Origin of the sequence: Pseudonocardia kongjuensis (assembly GCF_039526905.1) — a bacterium.
In the GTDB taxonomy this organism is placed as follows: Bacteria; Actinomycetota; Actinomycetes; order Mycobacteriales; family Pseudonocardiaceae; genus Pseudonocardia; species Pseudonocardia kongjuensis.
Genome location: NZ_BAAAJK010000018.1, coordinates 43,846 through 61,431, shown reverse-complemented (window position 1 = coordinate 61,431; position 17,586 = coordinate 43,846). Strand labels below are relative to the sequence as shown.

The 17,586-nt window shown below is 68.8% G+C and carries 16 protein-coding genes and 2 tRNA genes; 3 read left to right on the top strand and 15 right to left on the bottom strand.

Features of this window, described 5'->3' with window-relative positions; translation table 11 throughout:
- Window positions 1-201: 201 nt before the first annotated feature.
- The 7 genes from ABD160_RS17975 to ABD160_RS17945 all read right to left on the bottom strand — a co-directional run bounded on the left by ABD160_RS17975 (window position 202) and on the right by ABD160_RS17945 (window position 5,863).
- The gene (locus ABD160_RS17975) at window positions 202-1,077 is read right to left on the bottom strand and encodes a hypothetical protein (protein ID WP_344023899.1); all 876 of its coding nucleotides are present in this window, start codon (window positions 1,075-1,077) and stop codon (window positions 202-204) included.
- Entirely contained in the window at window positions 1,074-1,751 is a 678-nt protein-coding gene (locus ABD160_RS17970) for a hypothetical protein (RefSeq protein ID WP_344023897.1), read from the bottom strand. Before ABD160_RS17970 ends, ABD160_RS17975 begins: the two co-directional genes overlap by 4 nt.
- On the bottom strand, window positions 1,748-3,640 hold the full coding sequence (locus ABD160_RS17965) for a type IV secretory system conjugative DNA transfer family protein (protein ID WP_344023894.1): 1,893 nt from the start codon (window positions 3,638-3,640) through the stop codon (window positions 1,748-1,750). Before ABD160_RS17965 ends, ABD160_RS17970 begins: the two co-directional genes overlap by 4 nt.
- Complete coding sequence (locus tag ABD160_RS17960; RefSeq protein ID WP_344023892.1) at window positions 3,628-4,167, bottom strand: hypothetical protein; 540 nt, start codon at window positions 4,165-4,167, stop codon at window positions 3,628-3,630. Before ABD160_RS17960 ends, ABD160_RS17965 begins: the two co-directional genes overlap by 13 nt.
- The gene (locus tag ABD160_RS17955; RefSeq protein ID WP_344023890.1) at window positions 4,164-4,763 is read right to left on the bottom strand and encodes a WhiB family transcriptional regulator; all 600 of its coding nucleotides are present in this window, start codon (window positions 4,761-4,763) and stop codon (window positions 4,164-4,166) included. Before ABD160_RS17955 ends, ABD160_RS17960 begins: the two co-directional genes overlap by 4 nt.
- Window positions 4,764-5,303: 540 nt before the next feature.
- The gene (locus ABD160_RS17950) at window positions 5,304-5,549 is read right to left on the bottom strand and encodes a hypothetical protein (protein WP_344023888.1); all 246 of its coding nucleotides are present in this window, start codon (window positions 5,547-5,549) and stop codon (window positions 5,304-5,306) included.
- Window positions 5,549-5,863, bottom strand: a complete 315-nt coding sequence (locus ABD160_RS17945; protein ID WP_344023886.1) for a helix-turn-helix transcriptional regulator — start codon at window positions 5,861-5,863, stop codon at window positions 5,549-5,551. The genes ABD160_RS17950 and ABD160_RS17945 overlap by 1 nt, the downstream gene beginning before the upstream one ends.
- A gap of 136 nt (window positions 5,864-5,999) precedes the next feature.
- On the opposite strand from ABD160_RS17945, the gene ABD160_RS17940 reads away from it, so the two are divergent.
- The 3 genes from ABD160_RS17940 (at window position 6,000) to ABD160_RS17930 (ending at window position 8,176) form a co-directional block, all read left to right on the top strand.
- Window positions 6,000-6,341: a winged helix-turn-helix domain-containing protein gene (locus ABD160_RS17940; protein WP_344023884.1), complete on the top strand. Its 342-nt coding sequence runs from the start codon at window positions 6,000-6,002 to the stop codon at window positions 6,339-6,341.
- A gap of 123 nt (window positions 6,342-6,464) precedes the next feature.
- Window positions 6,465-7,610 carry a helix-turn-helix transcriptional regulator gene (locus tag ABD160_RS17935; RefSeq protein WP_344023882.1) on the top strand — a complete coding sequence of 382 codons (1,146 nt, stop codon included), beginning with the start codon at window positions 6,465-6,467 and terminating at the stop codon, window positions 7,608-7,610.
- 2 nt (window positions 7,611-7,612) lie between these two features.
- Window positions 7,613-8,176, top strand: coding sequence for a cysteine hydrolase family protein (locus ABD160_RS17930; RefSeq protein WP_344023880.1), 564 nt, complete (start codon window positions 7,613-7,615; stop codon window positions 8,174-8,176).
- Between the two features lie 389 nt (window positions 8,177-8,565).
- Here ABD160_RS17930 and ABD160_RS17925 read toward each other — a convergent pair whose 3' ends face one another.
- From ABD160_RS17925 to gyrB, 8 genes are all read right to left on the bottom strand, one after another.
- Window positions 8,566-9,882 carry a hypothetical protein gene (locus ABD160_RS17925; protein WP_344023878.1) on the bottom strand — a complete coding sequence of 439 codons (1,317 nt, stop codon included), beginning with the start codon at window positions 9,880-9,882 and terminating at the stop codon, window positions 8,566-8,568.
- A gap of 198 nt (window positions 9,883-10,080) precedes the next feature.
- The gene (locus tag ABD160_RS17920) at window positions 10,081-11,400 is read right to left on the bottom strand and encodes a site-specific integrase (protein ID WP_344023876.1); all 1,320 of its coding nucleotides are present in this window, start codon (window positions 11,398-11,400) and stop codon (window positions 10,081-10,083) included.
- Between the two features lie 77 nt (window positions 11,401-11,477).
- A tRNA-Ala gene (locus ABD160_RS17915) sits at window positions 11,478-11,553 on the bottom strand.
- A 35-nt stretch (window positions 11,554-11,588) separates the two neighbouring features.
- Window positions 11,589-11,699, bottom strand: a complete 111-nt coding sequence (locus ABD160_RS17910) for a DLW-39 family protein (protein ID WP_211286625.1) — start codon at window positions 11,697-11,699, stop codon at window positions 11,589-11,591.
- Between the two features lie 38 nt (window positions 11,700-11,737).
- Window positions 11,738-11,811: transfer RNA gene (locus ABD160_RS17905), tRNA-Ile, on the bottom strand.
- A 92-nt stretch (window positions 11,812-11,903) separates the two neighbouring features.
- On the bottom strand, window positions 11,904-12,683 hold the full coding sequence (locus ABD160_RS17900; protein WP_344023873.1) for a DUF3566 domain-containing protein: 780 nt from the start codon (window positions 12,681-12,683) through the stop codon (window positions 11,904-11,906).
- Between the two features lie 103 nt (window positions 12,684-12,786).
- Window positions 12,787-15,303 (bottom strand): DNA gyrase subunit A, encoded by a 2,517-nt coding sequence (gene gyrA, locus ABD160_RS17895; RefSeq protein WP_425563629.1) that lies wholly within the window; start codon window positions 15,301-15,303, stop codon window positions 12,787-12,789.
- Between the two features lie 45 nt (window positions 15,304-15,348).
- Window positions 15,349-17,415, bottom strand: coding sequence for a DNA topoisomerase (ATP-hydrolyzing) subunit B (gene gyrB, locus ABD160_RS17890; RefSeq protein ID WP_344023871.1), 2,067 nt, complete (start codon window positions 17,413-17,415; stop codon window positions 15,349-15,351).
- Window positions 17,416-17,586: the final 171 nt, after the last annotated feature.

The following is a 17,586-nucleotide window of genomic DNA, read 5'->3' as shown; positions in this document are numbered from 1 at the left end:
ACCCGTCAAGATCACCAGCCCGTGTCCCGCGGCGCCGCCGGCCGGAGACCGGCCCGCCCCCTCGGATCGTGATGCCTCGGTGTGCTGCGTTTGATCTTCTGCTCTTGTTCGGCTGTTCGGGGTACTCGCTCTCGGTTCTGGTCGCGTGCGCGGTTGCGGTGCTCTGGCTGGGGCTCGACTCGTGAAGTGGGCAATGGGTCGTCATGGCGTGGTCCTGGTGTCGGGCTCGTCGGTGACGAGGTGCAGGCCGGTCGGGGCTTGCTGCGCGGCGTCGCGGAGCTGTTTGAGCGCGGCGGCGGCCGTTCCGCGGCTCACGTCGGCGAGTGCCTGCAACTCCCGCACGGTCGGGAGTGCGCCGTGCCTGGCGCGGTGCCGCCCGGCGGCTGCACGGGCGCGGTCACGGGCCGGTGCCCCGGTCGGCGACCCGGCCCCCGGATCCTCGGACCGGTCGGGAGCCGACGGTGGGCCGTACATCGGTCCAGGCGATGCCGGCGGATCGGACGGGCGCAGAAGCGGTCCGTCCAGGACGGCACGCGCTTCATGACCGACGTTCACTCCGGGACGGGTGTCCGGAGCTGTCCGGCCGGACGGCCGGACAGCCGCCACCGCCGGGCGGCGGGGCGGGTCGCGGTCGACCTCGACCTCCACGTCGCGGTCCGCCGCGAGCAGGTAGAGCAGGTGCGCGACGACCGCGGCAGCGATCGCGGGCCACGCACCGACCCCGAACCGCAGCGCCGGACTCACTGTGAGCCCTCCGCCGAACGCGACTGCATCGGAGGCGAGATAGCTCGCCTGCGCCAGACCGGATAGCCCGGCCGAGACGACCACGACCGACCAGGCGTAGCGCGCCGCCGACCCCGACAGCCGGGCCGTGGCCCCGTAGGCGACCAGAGCAAGGCCGTCGGTGATCAATGGGTAGATCCAGGCGATTCCGGCCGGAACGCGCGCGGCGACGGCGACCTCGAACAGGCCGTGCGCGGTGGCGACGGCGGCGCCGACGGCGACGGCCAGACCGGGGAGCCACACGGCCACCCGCCCCCACCGGGCCGTCCGCTGCGAGCGATCGGGGGCGGTCATCCGAGCCCACCGCCGATCACGGTCGCGGCGCAGGAGGGCTCCGGTGGAACGCCGTCGCGTCGTTCGGCCCACCAGTCCGCAACCGTCCCGACCGCGTCGATTCCCGGTACACGAACCGGACCGCCGGGCGGATCGGGCCAGCCCTGCCGCTTCTGGTGCCGCTCGACCGAGCACGACCCGACGGCCTTGCGCAGACGACCGACGACCCCGGGCCGTTGACGGTCGTGCCAGTCCCCCGCCGCCGTCACGGAAGCGTTCCCACCCTGGTAGGCCGCGCACCAGGCGTGCATCAGCCAGAGCAGCTCCTCGACGACCTCGGGGTGCCACAACCAGCACTCCGGCAGCGCCTGCTCCCCATCGGGGTAGCGCAGGAACACCGCGGCGAGCCAGGCCGTGAGCTCGTCGAGCAGTACGCGGAGCTCGTCCGGATCCCCCGGGGCCAGCAGCCACGACGGCGCCGGCTCGGCCCGCCGTCGGGCTGTGGCCGCGGCCAGCGCGTCGCCGAGCTTGGCGATTAGGTCGGCAAGCTGCTCCACCCGGTCCGGCAGGCCGGCGGTCGTCTCCGCGACGGTGTCGACGCGACGGCGCAGCACGTCGACCTCGCGGACCAGTCCGGGGAGGTCATCGTTCGAGCTGCCCCCGTCCGGGGCCGGCGGAATCTGCGGGGGGCTCACCGTTCGGTCCCCTCGTCGGCATCCCCGGCCGGTAGAGCGCGCGGACGGGTGGCCTGGTCGTGGATGACAGCCAGCTCGCGGAACATCGCGTTGGCGTCCCGACGCCGCTCGAATCGCGCCCGGTACCGGTCGGGCCAGCGCTTCGCCAGCACGCCGAGCACGAGCTGGGCGAGGTCGCCCCGCCACATCTGCAGTTCGTCCCACCGGAACGACCGGGCCGCGCGGACGTCGACCCGCCGCATCTCGCGCCGGTGACGGCGCACGTCCCGGCGACGCCACGCCATCCGCGCCCGGCCGATCACCGGGGCGATCCCCCGACGGATCACCACCACCCGCCCCGCCGGCAGGTTCGCGATCTGCGCCGGCGCCAACACCGGAACCTTCCGCACCGTCCGCGAGGCCACCTTGCCGTGCAGATCGGTCGTGGTGATCCGCTCGTCGCGCTCCCCGGCCAGGGTCGACCAGAACTCCAGATCCGCCTTGTCCCGCGTCCCACCGAAAATCATCACCGCAGCGGTGTTGTTCAGGATCGTCGCCGCCTTGTGCTCCCCCCACCGCGCCAGCAACTGAGCGCGGGACTGGAACGCACACACGATCGTCACCCCACGCCCACCCATATCCGCCGTCCACGACTCCAGCGGGACCGGGGAGATCAGCGCGGCCTCGTCGAGGAACAGGCCGAGCGGCGGGTCCAAGCGACCGCCCGGCCGGCCCGCGGCCAGGCGGCGGGCCTCGCGGGCGATGTGCCCGGTCAGCGCGCACACCAGCGGGGCGGTCTGGGCTTCCTCGGCGCCGAGCAGGAACACCGTCGCGCGGTCGTCCAGGAGCCGGGCGACGTCGAAGCCCTGGCCCGGATCGGCAGCAGCTGCGGCGGCCGGGTGGGTCAACCAGCCCAGCGCCGGCATCACGCTCGACGTGATCGAGCTGCGGGTGCGCTCGTTGGTGGTGATGAACTGCATCGCATCCTGCTCGAACGCGGCCACCCCGGACCGGCGCAGCAAGGCCGGGACGTCCCGGCCGGCCGTGTCGGGCTCGGCGACCCAGCTCAGGACATCGGCCATCCGCTTCCCACCGAGCGCGGCGGCGTGCAGCAGCGCGGCGAGTACACGACGGGCCTGGCCGTCCCAGAACTCCCGGTCGCCGCCCGCACCGGACGCGACAGCCGCGAGCATGTCGGTCGCGCGCTCGGTCGCCGTGACGGGGTCGTGGCAGCCGGTCAGCGGGTCGAACGTGATCGTCGACGTCCGGCTCCCGAGTCCTGCCGGGTTGAACACGAAGACAGGCCCCCGGTCCCGGCGGCGCAGCGGCGCGCACAGGTCCAGCAGGTCGGTGCGGGTGGACGTGACCAGCGCGGCGCCCGGGGCGTCGAGGACCCGGCCGGCGAGCCAGCCGGTCTTGCCGGTGCGGGGTCCCCCGACGACGATCACGACGTCCTCGACCAGCGCCCACACCCGCAGAGCACCGGTGCGGCACAGCTCGACCGCCGCCTCGGTGGTGGCGAGACGCAGCCGATTCCAGCGGCCGAGACCGTCGAGCGACGGCCGCACCGTGCCAGTGCGGCGCCGGACCGCGAGGGTCCCGGCGTGCCGGACGATGTCGAGGGTCGAGGCGACCCCGACCTTGCGCCGGGTGCGCGACGCCCACCGCGACACCGTCGCCGACGACCTCGACCACCGGTGCCACACGGTCACCACGAGGAGAGCGGCGACGGCGGCCAGCGCGGGCCAGGACAGGGCGGTCACGATCGTCGCCGCGGGCAGCATCGCGACGGCGGCGAGACCGAGTGCGATGCCCCGGGCGCCGCGTGCGAAGGCGAGGATCGCGCCGCCGACGAACAGTGCGAGCACCAGGCTCGTGGAGCTGAAGAGGATCTCCATCAGTCGTCCCACCCCGTCCGCTCCCGCCAGGCCGCGACATCTGCGTGGTGGCGGGTGCAGCCGGTCGCGTGACCGGTCTCGTTGTCGGCCGGGTGCGACTCGAACGGGCCCCGGTCGGTGATCTGCTGCTCACAGGCTCCGCAACGCCAGTGCGCCGACGGGGTGCGGAAGGGCGGCAGCTCAGCGGAATCCGGCTCCGGCTCCCGGCCCTCGACCAGCCACCCGAACGCCACCTCGGCGCGGGGCCGGTACTCGGACGGTGGGAGAGCGAGGGCGGCACCGATCTCGTCCCACGTCCGGCCGGCGGCCCGGGCGGCTCGGGCGTGCTCGTGGAGCTGGCCCTCGGCGACGTTGCGCAGGAACAGCGCGGACCGGACCCCGGCCAGCGGGTCGTCGAGTCGACGATCGGTGAACACCGTGAATCCGGGGATCGGAACCTCGACGACGGAGGCGTCGAACACCTCCACGGCGACCCGGCGGACCGCCTCCCGCATCCGGCCGGCGGCCGACTCCCTCGGCGACATGTCGAAGGTCGTCATCGCACGCCACCACCCACGAGCTGCGAGTCCTCAGCCGACCGGTCGGCCAGCTCAGCCGCCCACCGGTCGACGGTGCGCCGGCTGACGCCGAAGTCCCGCGCGACCTGCTCACGGGGCGTCCCCGCCGCGATCGCGGCCTGGCCGTCGGCGATGACGGCCCACCGCGGGCGGGACGGTCGAGGTGCCACTCGGGGCCGGGGCTGCGTCACGGCCGGGGCGGGCCGCTCCGCGCGTACCTGCCGGGAGCGCCGAACCTCGCGACGCTCGTCCGCCGTCATCCCGCCGGCGATCCCGTACGGGAGGGTGTCGAGCGACCACGCACGGCATTCCGGCTGCACAGGGCAGCCGTCGCAGACCCGCTTCGCGCGGGCGACCTCGCGATCAAGCGCTCGGCCGGCCTCCGCGACCGGGAAGAACGTCTCGGGATCGGCGGTCCGGCACGCTGCCCGGGACCGCCACTCGCTCGTGTCTCGCTCTACCATCGTGACCTCTCCTGCCGTCTGCTGATGTGCGGGGAGATCCGGCCCGGCGGCTGCTTCCGCCAAGAACCCGTCGCCGGGCCGAACCACCTCGGGTGTGTCGTTCCTGTTGTTCACCGGGTCCTCCTCGCCGGGACCCGTTGGGGCGCTGGGAACAGGCCGTCCAGGGCGTCCTCCGCCGCCCTGCGCTCCTCGTCCGACACGGACGGTGCGGCCGTGCGGGCGCCTGGGACTCGGTCGGCCAAGTGCGCCAGCCAGGCCGGGAACGGGCACCGGTCGAGCAGCGCCCGCGCCGCCGTGCGGGACGGGCACGCCCGGGTGCGCGACTGACATGTCCAGCCGCAGGTCGGGCACCGGCCGGCACCGACGTCGTCGTGGTCGATGAGCACCTGTAGCCGCGCAGTGCGGCCCGACACCGCGACCAGGCGCTCGTCGAGGTCCTCGAGCCGGACGGGGCGTGGCGCCGTCATCGGGAGGCCTCGACCGGCTCCGGAACTCGTCCCCGGTCGTCCGGGCAGAGGACCGAGCCGTCGCCGTGGGAGAACTCCGGGCGCCGTCCGGCCCGGTCCGGCCAACCCGCCGGTGGTGCTCCGACCGCCGGCTCGTGGCACCCGGGGCAGACGAGCTGCAGCTCGACCGCGGTCATAGTCCGTGTCATCACCGGTCACCGCCCACGGCCGACGCCTGCTCGGCAGGCGTCCGGTTGAGGACCGGCGTGGACGCCTGGTCGAACGACGACATGAAGGTCGACATGACGTCCGGGATGCCCTGCCCCAGCGGAGTGGCGATGAACAGCACGATGGCAAGCCCGGTGAACGCGGCCGCTCCCCCGGCGGACCGGGCCTTGGCACAGATGAGTGCGCCGACGATCGCGAACAGGATGAGAAGTCCGACGCTGCCCATCACGCACCCCGTCCCTGCTCGACAGACCGGGTGATACCGGTCGCGTCGTCGAGGAGCTGCTCGACGGCCTTCGCCGGAACGACGTACCGGCCGTGCCGACCGCCGAGCCGCATCCGTACCGCGGGGAACGCCTCGGCCTGGATCAGCCGGTAGAGGTACTCCTGCGAGATGCTCAGGAGCGCCGCCGCCTCGGGAACCGTGTAGGTCGGTACCCCCTCCGCCCGCTTCCGGATCGCGCTGTCGAGCGCGGACGTCCGGATCGCCTCCCGAAGCGGTGGCCTCCCCCGTTCGACTTCCTGGTTGTCAGTGCTCACGCTGCTTCTCCTTCACTGATCTGCTCACTGTGTCTCACAGTGCACTCTGCCTCATAGTGCGTCAAGTGTTCCCCCTCGAATGGCCGCACGGCATGCTGTGTGGTGCCGGACAGAAAGTTCAGAGGGGACGTGCAAGGTGGCGGACTGGACCCGCGGCGAACCGGCCTATCTACAGGTCGCCGAGGTGCTCCGGCAGAAGATCCGGAGCGGCGAGATCGCGCCGGGTGATCAACTGCCGTCCTACTCGGCGCTGATGCGCGAGTACGACGTCTCGATCACCGTGGCCCGCTCCGCAGTCGCCGAGCTTCGCGCCGAGGGGCTCGTGACCACGCACCAGGGAAAGGGCGCGTTCGTCCTGGAGGGCGCCGCCGAGGCTGCCGTCCCACGGGACTCCGCCATTGCCGCGCTCCGCCGTGAGCTTGAGGCACTGTCCAACCGGGTCGCCCGCCTGGAGCAGGAGCGCTCCGGTCCGCGGTAGCAGGCTCTGTCGACTTTCTCCGTTCATGCCACAACTGTCGGGCCCAGCAGGCAGCATCAACAGACGACAGCGAGGACAGCGCCGGACACCGCCGGTGTCACATGGACATTGGGGACAGCGAGGATGGACACCGGGACACCGATCTCCCTCGTTCCCAACCGAGTCCTGCGCGAGTTGCGCGACGGCCGCGCGTGGGGCCGGCCCCGGCTGGCGAAGGAGCTGCACCGCTACTGCGCGACCCGCGGGTGGAGCTCGCCGGGCGAGCCGAACATCGAGAAGCAGATCTACCGGCTGGAGACCGGCCGGGTCCGCCGACCGGACCCGTTCTACGCGCGGCTGATCGCCGAGTTCTTCGACCGCTCACCGGCCGAGCTGTTCGGCCCGTCCGAGGCCACGACCGGCAGCGCATACCGGATCCGCAGCCACAAGTTCGTTCCGCTCTACGTCGGCGCCGAGGCCGTCGCCGGCCTCCGCTCCGGCGACGACGACGCGGCGTCGGACTGGTTGACCGGCCAGCAGATCGAGGAGCTGGAGCTGGCCGGCGCCCGCGCGATGTGCTGGCCGTTCGGGGTGGTGATGTTCCACCTCGTCGAGGAGCTGGAACCCGAGTCCGTCGCCTGGGTCGCGGTGTGGCGGCGCCTCACCTACGACGAGAACATGCAGCACGCCGTCCGAGCCATCACCGAGCACGGACTGGACGTCCTCAGCGACCCCTACGTCCTCAGCGCCTACTGGGTCAACGAGATTCCGCACGACGGTCCACAGCAGGACAGCGCGCTACGGCTGCTGTGCGTCCCGCGGGTCCTGGTCAGCCGCCACGAGACCGGGACACCGAAGGAGAAGCTGGCCCGCGCCTCGGTCGTCGAGCAGGCGTTCCTGCGCGACGGGTTCGACCATCCCGACATCAGCGAGTTCGGCGTCCGCACCATCGCCACCGGGCTCGCCTCCTGGTCCGGGGTCGTCTACCAACCGCATGCCCACCAACAGTGCCTCGCCGAGGACGAGCTGGTCGCGTGCGAGCTGTCGGTCCAGGCTGCATGGGCCTACACCGACTACCTGCGCCAAGTCGTCGAGGGCGGCGAGGATCCGCAGGTGCCACCGGAGTACGGCTGGCGCTACCTTCGCGGCGTCCGGTCCCGACTCACCACCGAGCGCCCGCAGGAAACGTCCCAGCATCGCGCCATGCGGGAGGCCATCGTGAACACCAGCGGATTGCTGCGGCGGCTGGACCAGGCCATCGACTCTCTCCGAGACTCCGACAGGAGGTAGCAGTGTCCGACATCCACCCGGTCCTCGTCGTGGTCGACGTACAGAACGGCTTCGTCACCGAGCACTCCCGGCACGTCGTGCCGGTCATCGAGAAGCTCGCGCGCGAGTGGATCGAGGCCGGCAGGGACGTGGTGTTCACCCGGTATCTCAACTACGACGACAGCCCGTTCGAGCGAATCATGGGCTGGTCCAAGCTCAAGGACTCACCCGAGATCGACATCGTCGACGAGCTGGAAGAGCTGAGCCGCAAGGCGACGGCCATCGTCGACAAAAAGATCTACACCCTGTTCAACGACGCGGGCGCCGCTCTGGTCGCCGAGCACGGCTGGACGGACATGTTCGTCTGTGGGATCGACACCGAGGTTTGCGTACTTAAGACGGCCGTGGACGCGTTCGAGAACAACATCCGGGCATGGCTGCTCACCGACGCCTCGGCCAGTCACTCCGGGAACGGCCCTCACGATGCTGGCATTTTGGTCGCACAGAAGATGATTGGACACCGTCAAGTTGTCCACTCTGAAACGGCTATCAAGATTTATCTAGAGCATTCGGACAAGCTAGATTAGGCTACGCGCAAACCTTGTTCCACACTAGAGATTCTTGTGGCTAGGTGGGACAGATGGCCACCGGACCGTCAGAACCATCGTGGGAGCTTTGGCCTGCCACCTATGCTCTACTCCCGGATTCCAGATTACGTAATCCCCAGGGTCGCACAGATCAGCTATGCCGTCGCGAAATTCTAGCTCCATGTGGCCATAGACTAGTACCGTGACAGATGTGCCGAGAGTTCGTCCCCAATCCGCCCGCGATTCTCCCGGATCATGGGAGGAGCACTTGACTTCAACGTCCGAACTAGTTCTGATGGCGCTTCGTCCGGCCATGAAGTAGCCAATAATCCAGCCACGATCGTCGGCACCATCGATCTGCGAGTTCCCGCAATGCCAGCTGGTAATCTCTAGGCCCTTCTCTTAAGTTGGCGCAACATTGCGGGGGCGTCGATCTGAACTAGATCCGAACCGCGCACCGAGATCTTCTTTTTTTGACTTCCGATTGGCCGCTGCACTGCTACCTCGGCGACAGCCATGACCGCAACACCGGTCGCGCTAATGATTTTACCGACTGAGTCAGGAACGCCAAGTCCAGTTAATGCAGTTACAGCACCGGAAACCTTCGTGGTCAATGTCGCGGCAGTTCGCAACTTCGTCCCCGTAGGATCGCCCGCAGCGCGACACAGATCGTAAGCGTATGCCTCTAGATCTGTCTTCAACAGATCCCAACTATCTGCATTATCGGGAGATTTTCGGAACTCAACGAGACTATCTATGAATTGCTTCCCCTTATCCCCTTTTCGAACGGCGATGATCTTATCTGGACCAGCAGCGAGTAAGGCGTCCATAGTTGGCCAGTCGACGACGGTAGAGCGAACTTCACCCGATTCTTCCGCACGATTGCGTACTCTTTCGGCGGAGACGTCCTTCGCTAAGATCGAAGATCCTGGTTCCATCATAACCGGGAAACTGGGACGAACGAGCGGATTCTCTCGGACTTCGCCTAGAGCGTCTGCGTGAGCGAGGTGATAAACCTCGCTCACCCACAGTGCAGTAGCACGGTATACCGGCTTCTCTGACTTAGGGACATACTGCAAGATCCTACCGATATCAACAGTTTCTGGAGCACCCGCGATTTGGGCAAGAGCTACTAGCAGTTCGCCTCGGCGGAGCCCGTCTACCTCAAGGTCAGTTGCGGAATTGAGCGCCTTATCAATCATATTGTTTCGAAGACGTGTAGACTGATCCCAGAGAATTCGCTCAATATCGCTAGCGTCAGATAGTTCGTCGACCTCCTGGCGCAGCTGCTTTTCAATCTCTAGGCGATATTTGACTCCCATCATGGGCGCCCATTCGAGTCTGCTCGGCGATGCCACACGTCGCAATAGCTTTGCAGTGCCCGAACCGTCCGATCTCGCTCCGCGAATCTTTGCTTTCGTGATTAGTGAGTCGTACATTGACTCGAAGTTCATGTTTGAATCGCGGAAAGCTGGCGATATCAGACCTTCGCTCAAACCACGAGCAATCCAGTTACGTTTGCTAATTCTTCTTACGTCATTCCGCACATGCTCAGAGATTAGGAAGAAGATATCAGGGATTACGATGCCAGGCTCGAGAAGTAGGCGAATAAGCAAGTCTGAGTAGAATTGATCTTCCGAAACATACCTTTCAAGCTGGGCGTCCGCTTGAGAAAAGAGAACCCGTTGCTCACGATCATCGCTCATATAAGATCATCCTTCAGGTGCCATCTACGCAATCCCGTTTTGAGATTAACGGAAGATCTTCTTCTGCGCATCTACAAGTTGCAAGAATGTACCTCGGATTCCAACTTTGTAGCACAAAGGGGCCATCCTTCGCCGCACCTCCAAGAGGAGACCAGCGAACTTGCGGGAGCGCAATCCCAGCCCCAAATGAGCGCCCTGTCAAGAGGGTCGGCGCATTCCTCTCCCAAGAATCTCGGCAGCGCGTTCATCGCCCTCCGCAACCCAAGCGGCGTACACCCGGAGCGTGGTGGCTCCGCCGCCACCGTGTCCGAGGCGTCCGGCTACGGCCCGCAGGTCGACCCCGGCGCTGAGCAGCTCCGTCGCGGAGTAGTGCCGGAGCGCGTGCAGGTGGCTGCTGATCTCGAGCCGCGTGCACATCCGCCCGTACCGGTGCGTGATCCCGCTGGGATCGCAGGGCCGGTCGTTGGTCGGTGAGTACGAGAAGAGGTACGCCGACGGCGTCGGCTCGGTGCCGACCGCCCGGCACCGCTCCTCATACCGGGCGCGGTGCTCGCGCAGCACCTCGACCGTCGCATCGTCGACGGCGATCCGCCGCGACCGGTGCGTCTTGGTGTCCTTCTCGATGCTCCGACCGGTGACCCGCACGTGATTGCGCCGGATCGTCAGGGTCCCGGCGTCCAGTTCGACGTCCGTCCACCGCAGCGCGAGCAGCTCGGCCCGCCGCAAGCCTGTCACCATCACCACCCACACCAACGTCCCCCACTCGACGTCCTCTGCCCACGCGGCGGCGATCAGAGCGGCAGCCTCGACAGAGGTCGGCGGGTCCGGATCCGGCGCCGGCGCCTTCGGGATCCGCGCCAGCTCGGCCGGATTCGAGTTGATCCACCCCCACCGCAGCGCAGCGGCGAGCGCGCCACGGATGATGAAGTGGATCTTCCTCACGGTCGCCGCGGCCATCGGCCTGCATGTGTGCGACCGGCACTCGACGACGGTGCAGCCCGTCTTCGTGCAGTCGTGCGCCGGATACCCGCCCGCCGGAGGCCGGCCGGGCGGGCGCTTGTGCCGCACCTCCCGACACTCGTGGGGTCCCTCGACCCGATGCTCGACGAAAGGCCGGCCGTCGCACCGGGCGCCACAACGTCGTAGCTCGGCGTAGAACCGCTCCAGGGCATGCGGAGTGACCCGTCCCAGAGGCTCGGCGCCCAGGACGGGGTAGATGTGCCGGTCGGCGTACCCGAGGTACGTCTCGCGGGTCGTGTCCTCCAGCTCGTGCGTGCCGAGCCACGCCTCGATCGTCGTCCGGAGATCTGCCCGGGTCTTCGAGTGCCGCTGCTCGGTCACCTGAGCCACGAGGCGGCGCAGGATGCGCTTCGCCTCGGCCTCGTCGGTGCTCGACCCGGTCAGGTAGTGGCGCCTACCCGTGACGGGGTCGTCGCCCGCGTAGACCGACACCTGGAAGGAGTTGCCGCGCCGACGGATGCTGCCCTGCTGACGGCGTGACCGCGAAGCACTGCCCATGCTGCGATCATCCCGCAGTCATTTCCGCAGTCAGACGATCTTGAACGACCGGAACAGGAGCGAACCTGCTGGTCAGATGGTGGAGACGAGGGGAATCGAACCCCTAACCCCCGCCTTGCAAAGGCGGTGCTCTGCCAATTGAGCTACGTCCCCGGGTGGGTGCGCACCACCGTACCCGGTGGACGGGTTCAGCGAGTCGTGGCCTCGTGCCAGAGATCGTCGGACCCGACGCCCCGGAGGCGGGACCAGCCGACGTACGCGGCGCCGGCCACCAGGGCCAGAACGAGCAGCTTCTTCATCGACGGTCTCCTCACGAGTACTTCGGAGGCGGGAGGTGTGGGCCTAGCTGGATTTGAACCAGCGACCTCATCGTTATCAGCGATGCGCTCTAACCAACTGAGCTATAGGCCCTTGCGACAGGAGGAACAGTACCGCACGGGGTCGAGCGGGTTACCGGCGGGGTCCTCCCCGCGGACCCGCCGGATCCCGTGCGGAACAGGCCCTCAGTCGCGCTCGGAGAGGGTGACCTCGACGCCGCCGACGAGGTCGGCGGCGACGTTGTAGACGAACGCCACGATCGTGATGGCGACGGCGAACAGCAGGCTGTTCACCGCACCGACGACGGCCGCCAGCCCGAACACCCGGCCGGCGCTGATCAGCGCACCGCCGGTCTCCTCCTGGCCGGTGACGAGATCGGCGTAGGTGCCGTTGAGCCGGTCCCACACGCCCATCCCGCCGAGCACGCCGTAGAGCACGCCCGCGGCGACCATCCACACCAGCCACAGCACGACCGCCAGCGCCAGCGCCATCTTGAGCACCGACCACGGGTCGAACCGCTTGAGCTGCAGCAGCGCCTGACGCGGCGGGCGGTTGCGGACCGACGCGCGGGGCGCCTCGGTGCCGGTGGCCTCCCGCTGCTCCGGCTCGCGGACCGCGGTGGCGGTGCCGCCGGCACCCGGCGCGGTGAGGAACGCCGTGGGTGCCTCGCTCAGCAGCGAGTCCGCCACGGTCGGCTGCTCCGCCTCGCGGGGCTGCTCGTTCGGGTCCGGCACCCGGCGCCATGGCGGCGGGGAGGCGCCGGCCGGATCGACCGCGGCGGGCTCCTCCGCCACGGGCTCGGTCCGCGGGACCGGGCTGGGCTGCGGGTCCGCGGACGGTGCCGCCGGGGTCGTGTCGCCGGCCTCGGGGGCCGGTTCGGCAGCCGGGACGCCGGGCTGGTCCGCGTCGGTGGCGACGGTGCGGCCCTCGTCCGGCGACGACGGGGTGCGGTCGTCGGTGCTCACGAGCTGGAGCTCTCCTCGCTTGTCGTCGCTGCAGTCCTGCAGACGACCCCGGCCGGTCGACGGCGCGGGTGGCCGGTCACGCCGACCGGCCACCCGCGATCGCCTACGCCTGCTGGCCCGGGTCCTCCTCGGTCTCCTCCGCGTTGCGGGCGACCGCCAGCAGCGTGGAGCTCTCGCCCAGGTTCATCAGGCGGACTCCCTTCGTCTGCCGGCCGGCCTTCCGCACCTCGCGGGCAGAGGTCCGGATGACCCCGCCGGTGGAGGTGATCGCGTACAGCTCGTCGTCGATACCGACGATGAGTGCACCGACCAGCGTGCCACGGCGACGGTCGTACTGGAGCGTCAACACTCCCTTCCCGCCACGACCCTGGACCGGGTAGTCCTCGATCGGGGTGCGCTTCGCGTAGCCGCCGGTGGTGGCGACCAGCAGGAAGGTGTCCGGGCGGATCACGCCGAGCGCGAGCAGCTGGTCACCGCTGTTGAAGCGCATGCCCAGCACGCCGGACGTCGCCCGGCCCATCGGGCGCAGCGCGTCGTCGGTGGCGGTGAACCGGATCGACTGTCCCTCCGCGGAGACGAGCAGCAGGTCGTCGTCGGAGGAGCAGAGCACGGCGCCGACCAGCTCGTCGTCGTCGCGCAGGTTGATGCCGATCAGGCCGCCGGTCCGGTTGGAGTCGAAGTCGGTGAGCCGCGACTTCTTCACCAGCCCGTTTCGCGTCGCGAGGACGAGATACGGCCGTGCCTGGTAGTCCTTGATCTGCATGACCTGGGCGATCTCCTCCTCCGGCTGCAGTGCCAGGAGGTTCGCCAGGTGCTGGCCGCGGGCCGTCCGGTTCGCCTCGGGCAGCTCGTAGGCCTTGAGCCGGTAGACCCGCCCGCGGTTGGTGAAGAACAGCATCCAGTCGTGCGTGGAGCAGACGAAGAAGTGGGCGACGATGTCGTCCTGCTTCAGCGCGGCACCCTGCACGCCCTTGCCGCCGCGCTTCTGCGCCCGGTAGAGGTCGGTCTTCGTGCGCTTGGCGTAGCCGGTCCGGGTGATCGTGACGACGACGTCCTCGACCGCGATCAGGTCCTCGTCGGTGACGTCGCCGTCGTAGCCGACGATCCGGGTGCGGCGGTCGTCGCCGTGCTTCTCGACGATCTCCAGGAGCTCGTCGCGGACGATCGCCCGCTGACGCTCCGGGCGGGCCAGGATGTCCTGGTAGTCGGCGATCTCGAGCTCGATCTCGGCCAGCTCGTCGATGATCTTCTGCCGCTCCAGTGCGGCGAGCCGCCGGAGCTGCATGTCGAGGATGGCCTGGGCCTGGATCTCGTCGACGTCGAGCAGGTCGATCAGGCCGGCCCGGGCGACGTCGACCGTGGCCGACGCCCGGATCAGTGCGATGACCTCGTCGAGCGCGTCGAGCGCCTTGACCAGACCACGCAGGATGTGGGCCCGCTCCTCGGCCTTGCGCAGCCGGTAGCGGGTCCGCCGGACGATGACCTCGATCTGGTGCCGGACGTAGTGCCGGACGACCTGGTCCAGGCGCAGCGTGCGCGGCACGCCGTCGACGATCGACAGCATGTTCACGCCGAAGCTGTGCTGCAGCTGGGTGTGCTTGTAGAGGTTGTTCAGCACGACCTTGGCGACCGCGTCCCGCTTGAGCGTGATCACGATCCGCATGCCGATCCGGTCGGACGACTCGTCGACGACCTCGGAGATCCCGGCGATCTTGCCGTCGCGCACCATGGTCGCGATCGACTCGATGAGGTTGTCCGGGTTCACCACGTAGGGCAGCTCGGTGACCACGAGCGTGGTCCGGCCCTTGGTGTCCTCCTCGACCTCGACGACCGCGCGCATCCGGATGGAGCCGCGGCCGGTCCGGTAGGCCGACTCGATGCCGTCCCGCCCGACGATCAGGCCGTGCGTCGGGAAGTCGGGGCCCTTGATGCGCTCCATGAGCGCGTCGAGCAGCTCGTCGTCGGTGGCGTTCGGGTTCTCCAGCGCCCAGACGACGCCGTCCCCGACCTCGCGCAGGTTGTGCGGCGGGATGTTCGTCGCCATCCCGACCGCGATGCCGGAGCTGCCGTTGATCAGCAGGTTCGGCACCCGGGACGGCAGGACGACCGGCTCCTGGGTCTTGCCGTCGTAGTTGTCCAGGAAGTCGACGGTTTCCTCGTCGATGTCCTGCAGCATCGCCATCGCCAGCGGCGAGAGCCGGCACTCGGTGTACCGCATGGCGGCCGCCGGGTCGTTGCCGCGCGAGCCGAAGTTCCCCTGCCCGGAGATCAGCGGGTAGCGCATCGACCAGGGCTGGGCCATCCGGACGAGGGCGTCGTAGATCGCCGAGTCGCCGTGCGGGTGGTAGTTGCCCATCACGTCACCGACGACGCGGGCGCACTTGACGTACGACCGTTCCGGCCGGAAGCCGTTCTCGCCCATCGAGTACAGGACGCGGCGGTGGACCGGCTTGAGGCCGTCCTCCACCAGCGGCAGCGCCCGCCCGACGATCACGCTCATCGCGTAGTCGATGTAGGAGCGCTGCATCTCCTGCTGGATGTCGACCGGTTCGACCCGGCCGCCACCGCCGCCCTCGCCGCCGCCCGCGGCCGGGGCCGCGGGATCGATCGTGTCCGTCACGAAGTCTCCTGTGAGTTCATACGTCCGTCTGGATCAGATGTCCGATCAGACGTCGAGGAAGCGCACGTCCTTGGCGTTGCGGGTGATGAACGACCGGCGGGACTCGACGTCCTCACCCATCAGCACCGAGAACAGCTCGTCCGCGGTGGCGGCGTCGTCCAGGCTCACCTGGTACAGCAGCCGGTTCGACGGGTCCATCGTGGTCTCCCACAGCTCCTTGGCGTTCATCTCGCCGAGGCCCTTGTACCGCTGGACGCCCTCGTCCTTCGGCAGCTTCTTGCCCGCCGCCCGGCCGGCCTCGATCAGCCCGTCGCGCTCGCGATCGGAGTACGCGTACTCCGGCTCCGACCCGCGGCCACCCCACTTGATCTTGTAGAGCGGCGGGGCGGCGAGGAAGACGTGGCCGTTCTCGATCAGCGGCCGCATGAACCGGAACAGCAGCGTGAGCAGCAGCGTCCGGATGTGCTGGCCGTCGACGTCGGCGTCGGCCATCAGCACCAGCTTGTGGTACCGCAGCTTCGCCAGGTCGAAGTCGTCGTGGATGCCGGTGCCCATCGCCGTGATGATCGACTGGACCTCGGTGTTCTTCAGGACCCGGTCGATCCGCGCCTTCTCGACGTTGATGATCTTGCCGCGGATCGGCAGGATCGCCTGGTGCATCGAGTCGCGGCCGGCCTTCGCCGAGCCGCCGGCGGAGTCGCCCTCGACGATGTAGAGCTCGCAGCTCTCCGGGTCGCGCGAGCGGCAGTCGGACAGCTTGCCCGGCAGGCCGCCGATGTCGCCGGCGCTCTTGCGGCGGACCAGCTCCCGGGCCCGCCGCGCGGCGAGCCGGGCCTGGGCCGAGGAGACCGCCTTGTTGACGATCGTCTTCGCCTCGGTGGGGTTGCGCTCGAACCAGTCCGCGAGCCACTCGTTCGACACCCGCTGGACGAACGACTTGACCTCGGTGTTGCCCAGCTTGGTCTTCGTCTGGCCCTCGAACTGCGGCTCGGAGATCTTCACCGAGACGATCGCGGCGAGACCCTCGCGGATGTCGTCGCCGGACAGCGCCGGGTCCTTCTCCTTGATCAGCTTCTTGTCGCGGGCGTACCGGTTCACGGTGGCCGTCAGCGCGTGCCGGAAGCCCTCCTCGTGGGTGCCGCCCTCGTGCGTGTTGATCGTGTTCGCGAAGGTGTAGACCGACTCCGAGTAGCCGGAGTTCCACTGCATCGCGACCTCGACCTGGTGGCCGGGACCCTCGCCGGTGTAGGACACGATCTTGCGGTGGATCGGGTCCTTGGACTTGTTCAGGTGCGCGACGAAGTCCTCCAGCCCGTTCGGGTAGTGGAAGACGTACTCCTTGGGCTTCGCGACGTAGCCCTCGGCGTCCGGCTCCTCGTCGGCGTCGACGACCGGCACGACCTCGGCCGGGTTGCCGTCCTCGTCCACCCCGTCGCTCGACGGCAGCAGCTCGGCGGCCTTCTCCGGCCGGCGCTCGTCGCGCAGGACCATGGTCAGGCCCTTGTTGAGGAACGTCTGCTCCTGCAGCCGGCGCCGGATCGTCTCCAGCGTGTAGCTGGTCGTCTCGAAGATCGTCGGATCGGCCCAGTAGGTGATCGTGGTGCCGGTGTCGGACTTCTTCGTGGTGCCGGCCTCGATCAGCTCGCCGGGCCGGGCGTGGTCGTAGTGCTGCTTCCAGATCACGCCGTCCTTGCGGACCTCGACGTCGAGGGCGGTGGACAGCGCGTTCACCACCGACACGCCGACGCCGTGCAGACCGCCGGACACCGCGTAGGACTTGTCGTCGAACTTGCCGCCGGCGTGCAGGCTGGTGAGGACGACCTCGAGGGTCGGCTTCTTCTCGGTCGGGTGCATCTCGACCGGGATGCCGCGCCCGTCGTCCTCCACCCGGACGCCGCCGTCGGCCTGCAGGGTCACGACGACCTTCGTGGCGTGACCGGCCATGGCCTCGTCGACCGAGTTGTCCACCACCTCCCAGATCAGGTGGTGCAGGCCCCGCTCACCGGTGGAGCCGATGTACATGCCGGGCCGCTTGCGGACCGCCTCCAGCCCCTTGAGGACCGTGATGGACGACGCGCCGTAGGCGTTCTTCGCTGCCTTGTCCTGAGCCACGAGTAGCTGGTTCTCCTCGCCACGTGAACCGCCGACGATCCGCAGACGCCGCAGGGGCGCGACGACCGTCGATCCGGTTCCACCGACCGGGCGCTCTGTTCATGTCAGGGGAGCCACCCGGGAACACCCCACAAGTCTACCCGGCGGCACCGACAGAAAGGCGGTCAGGAC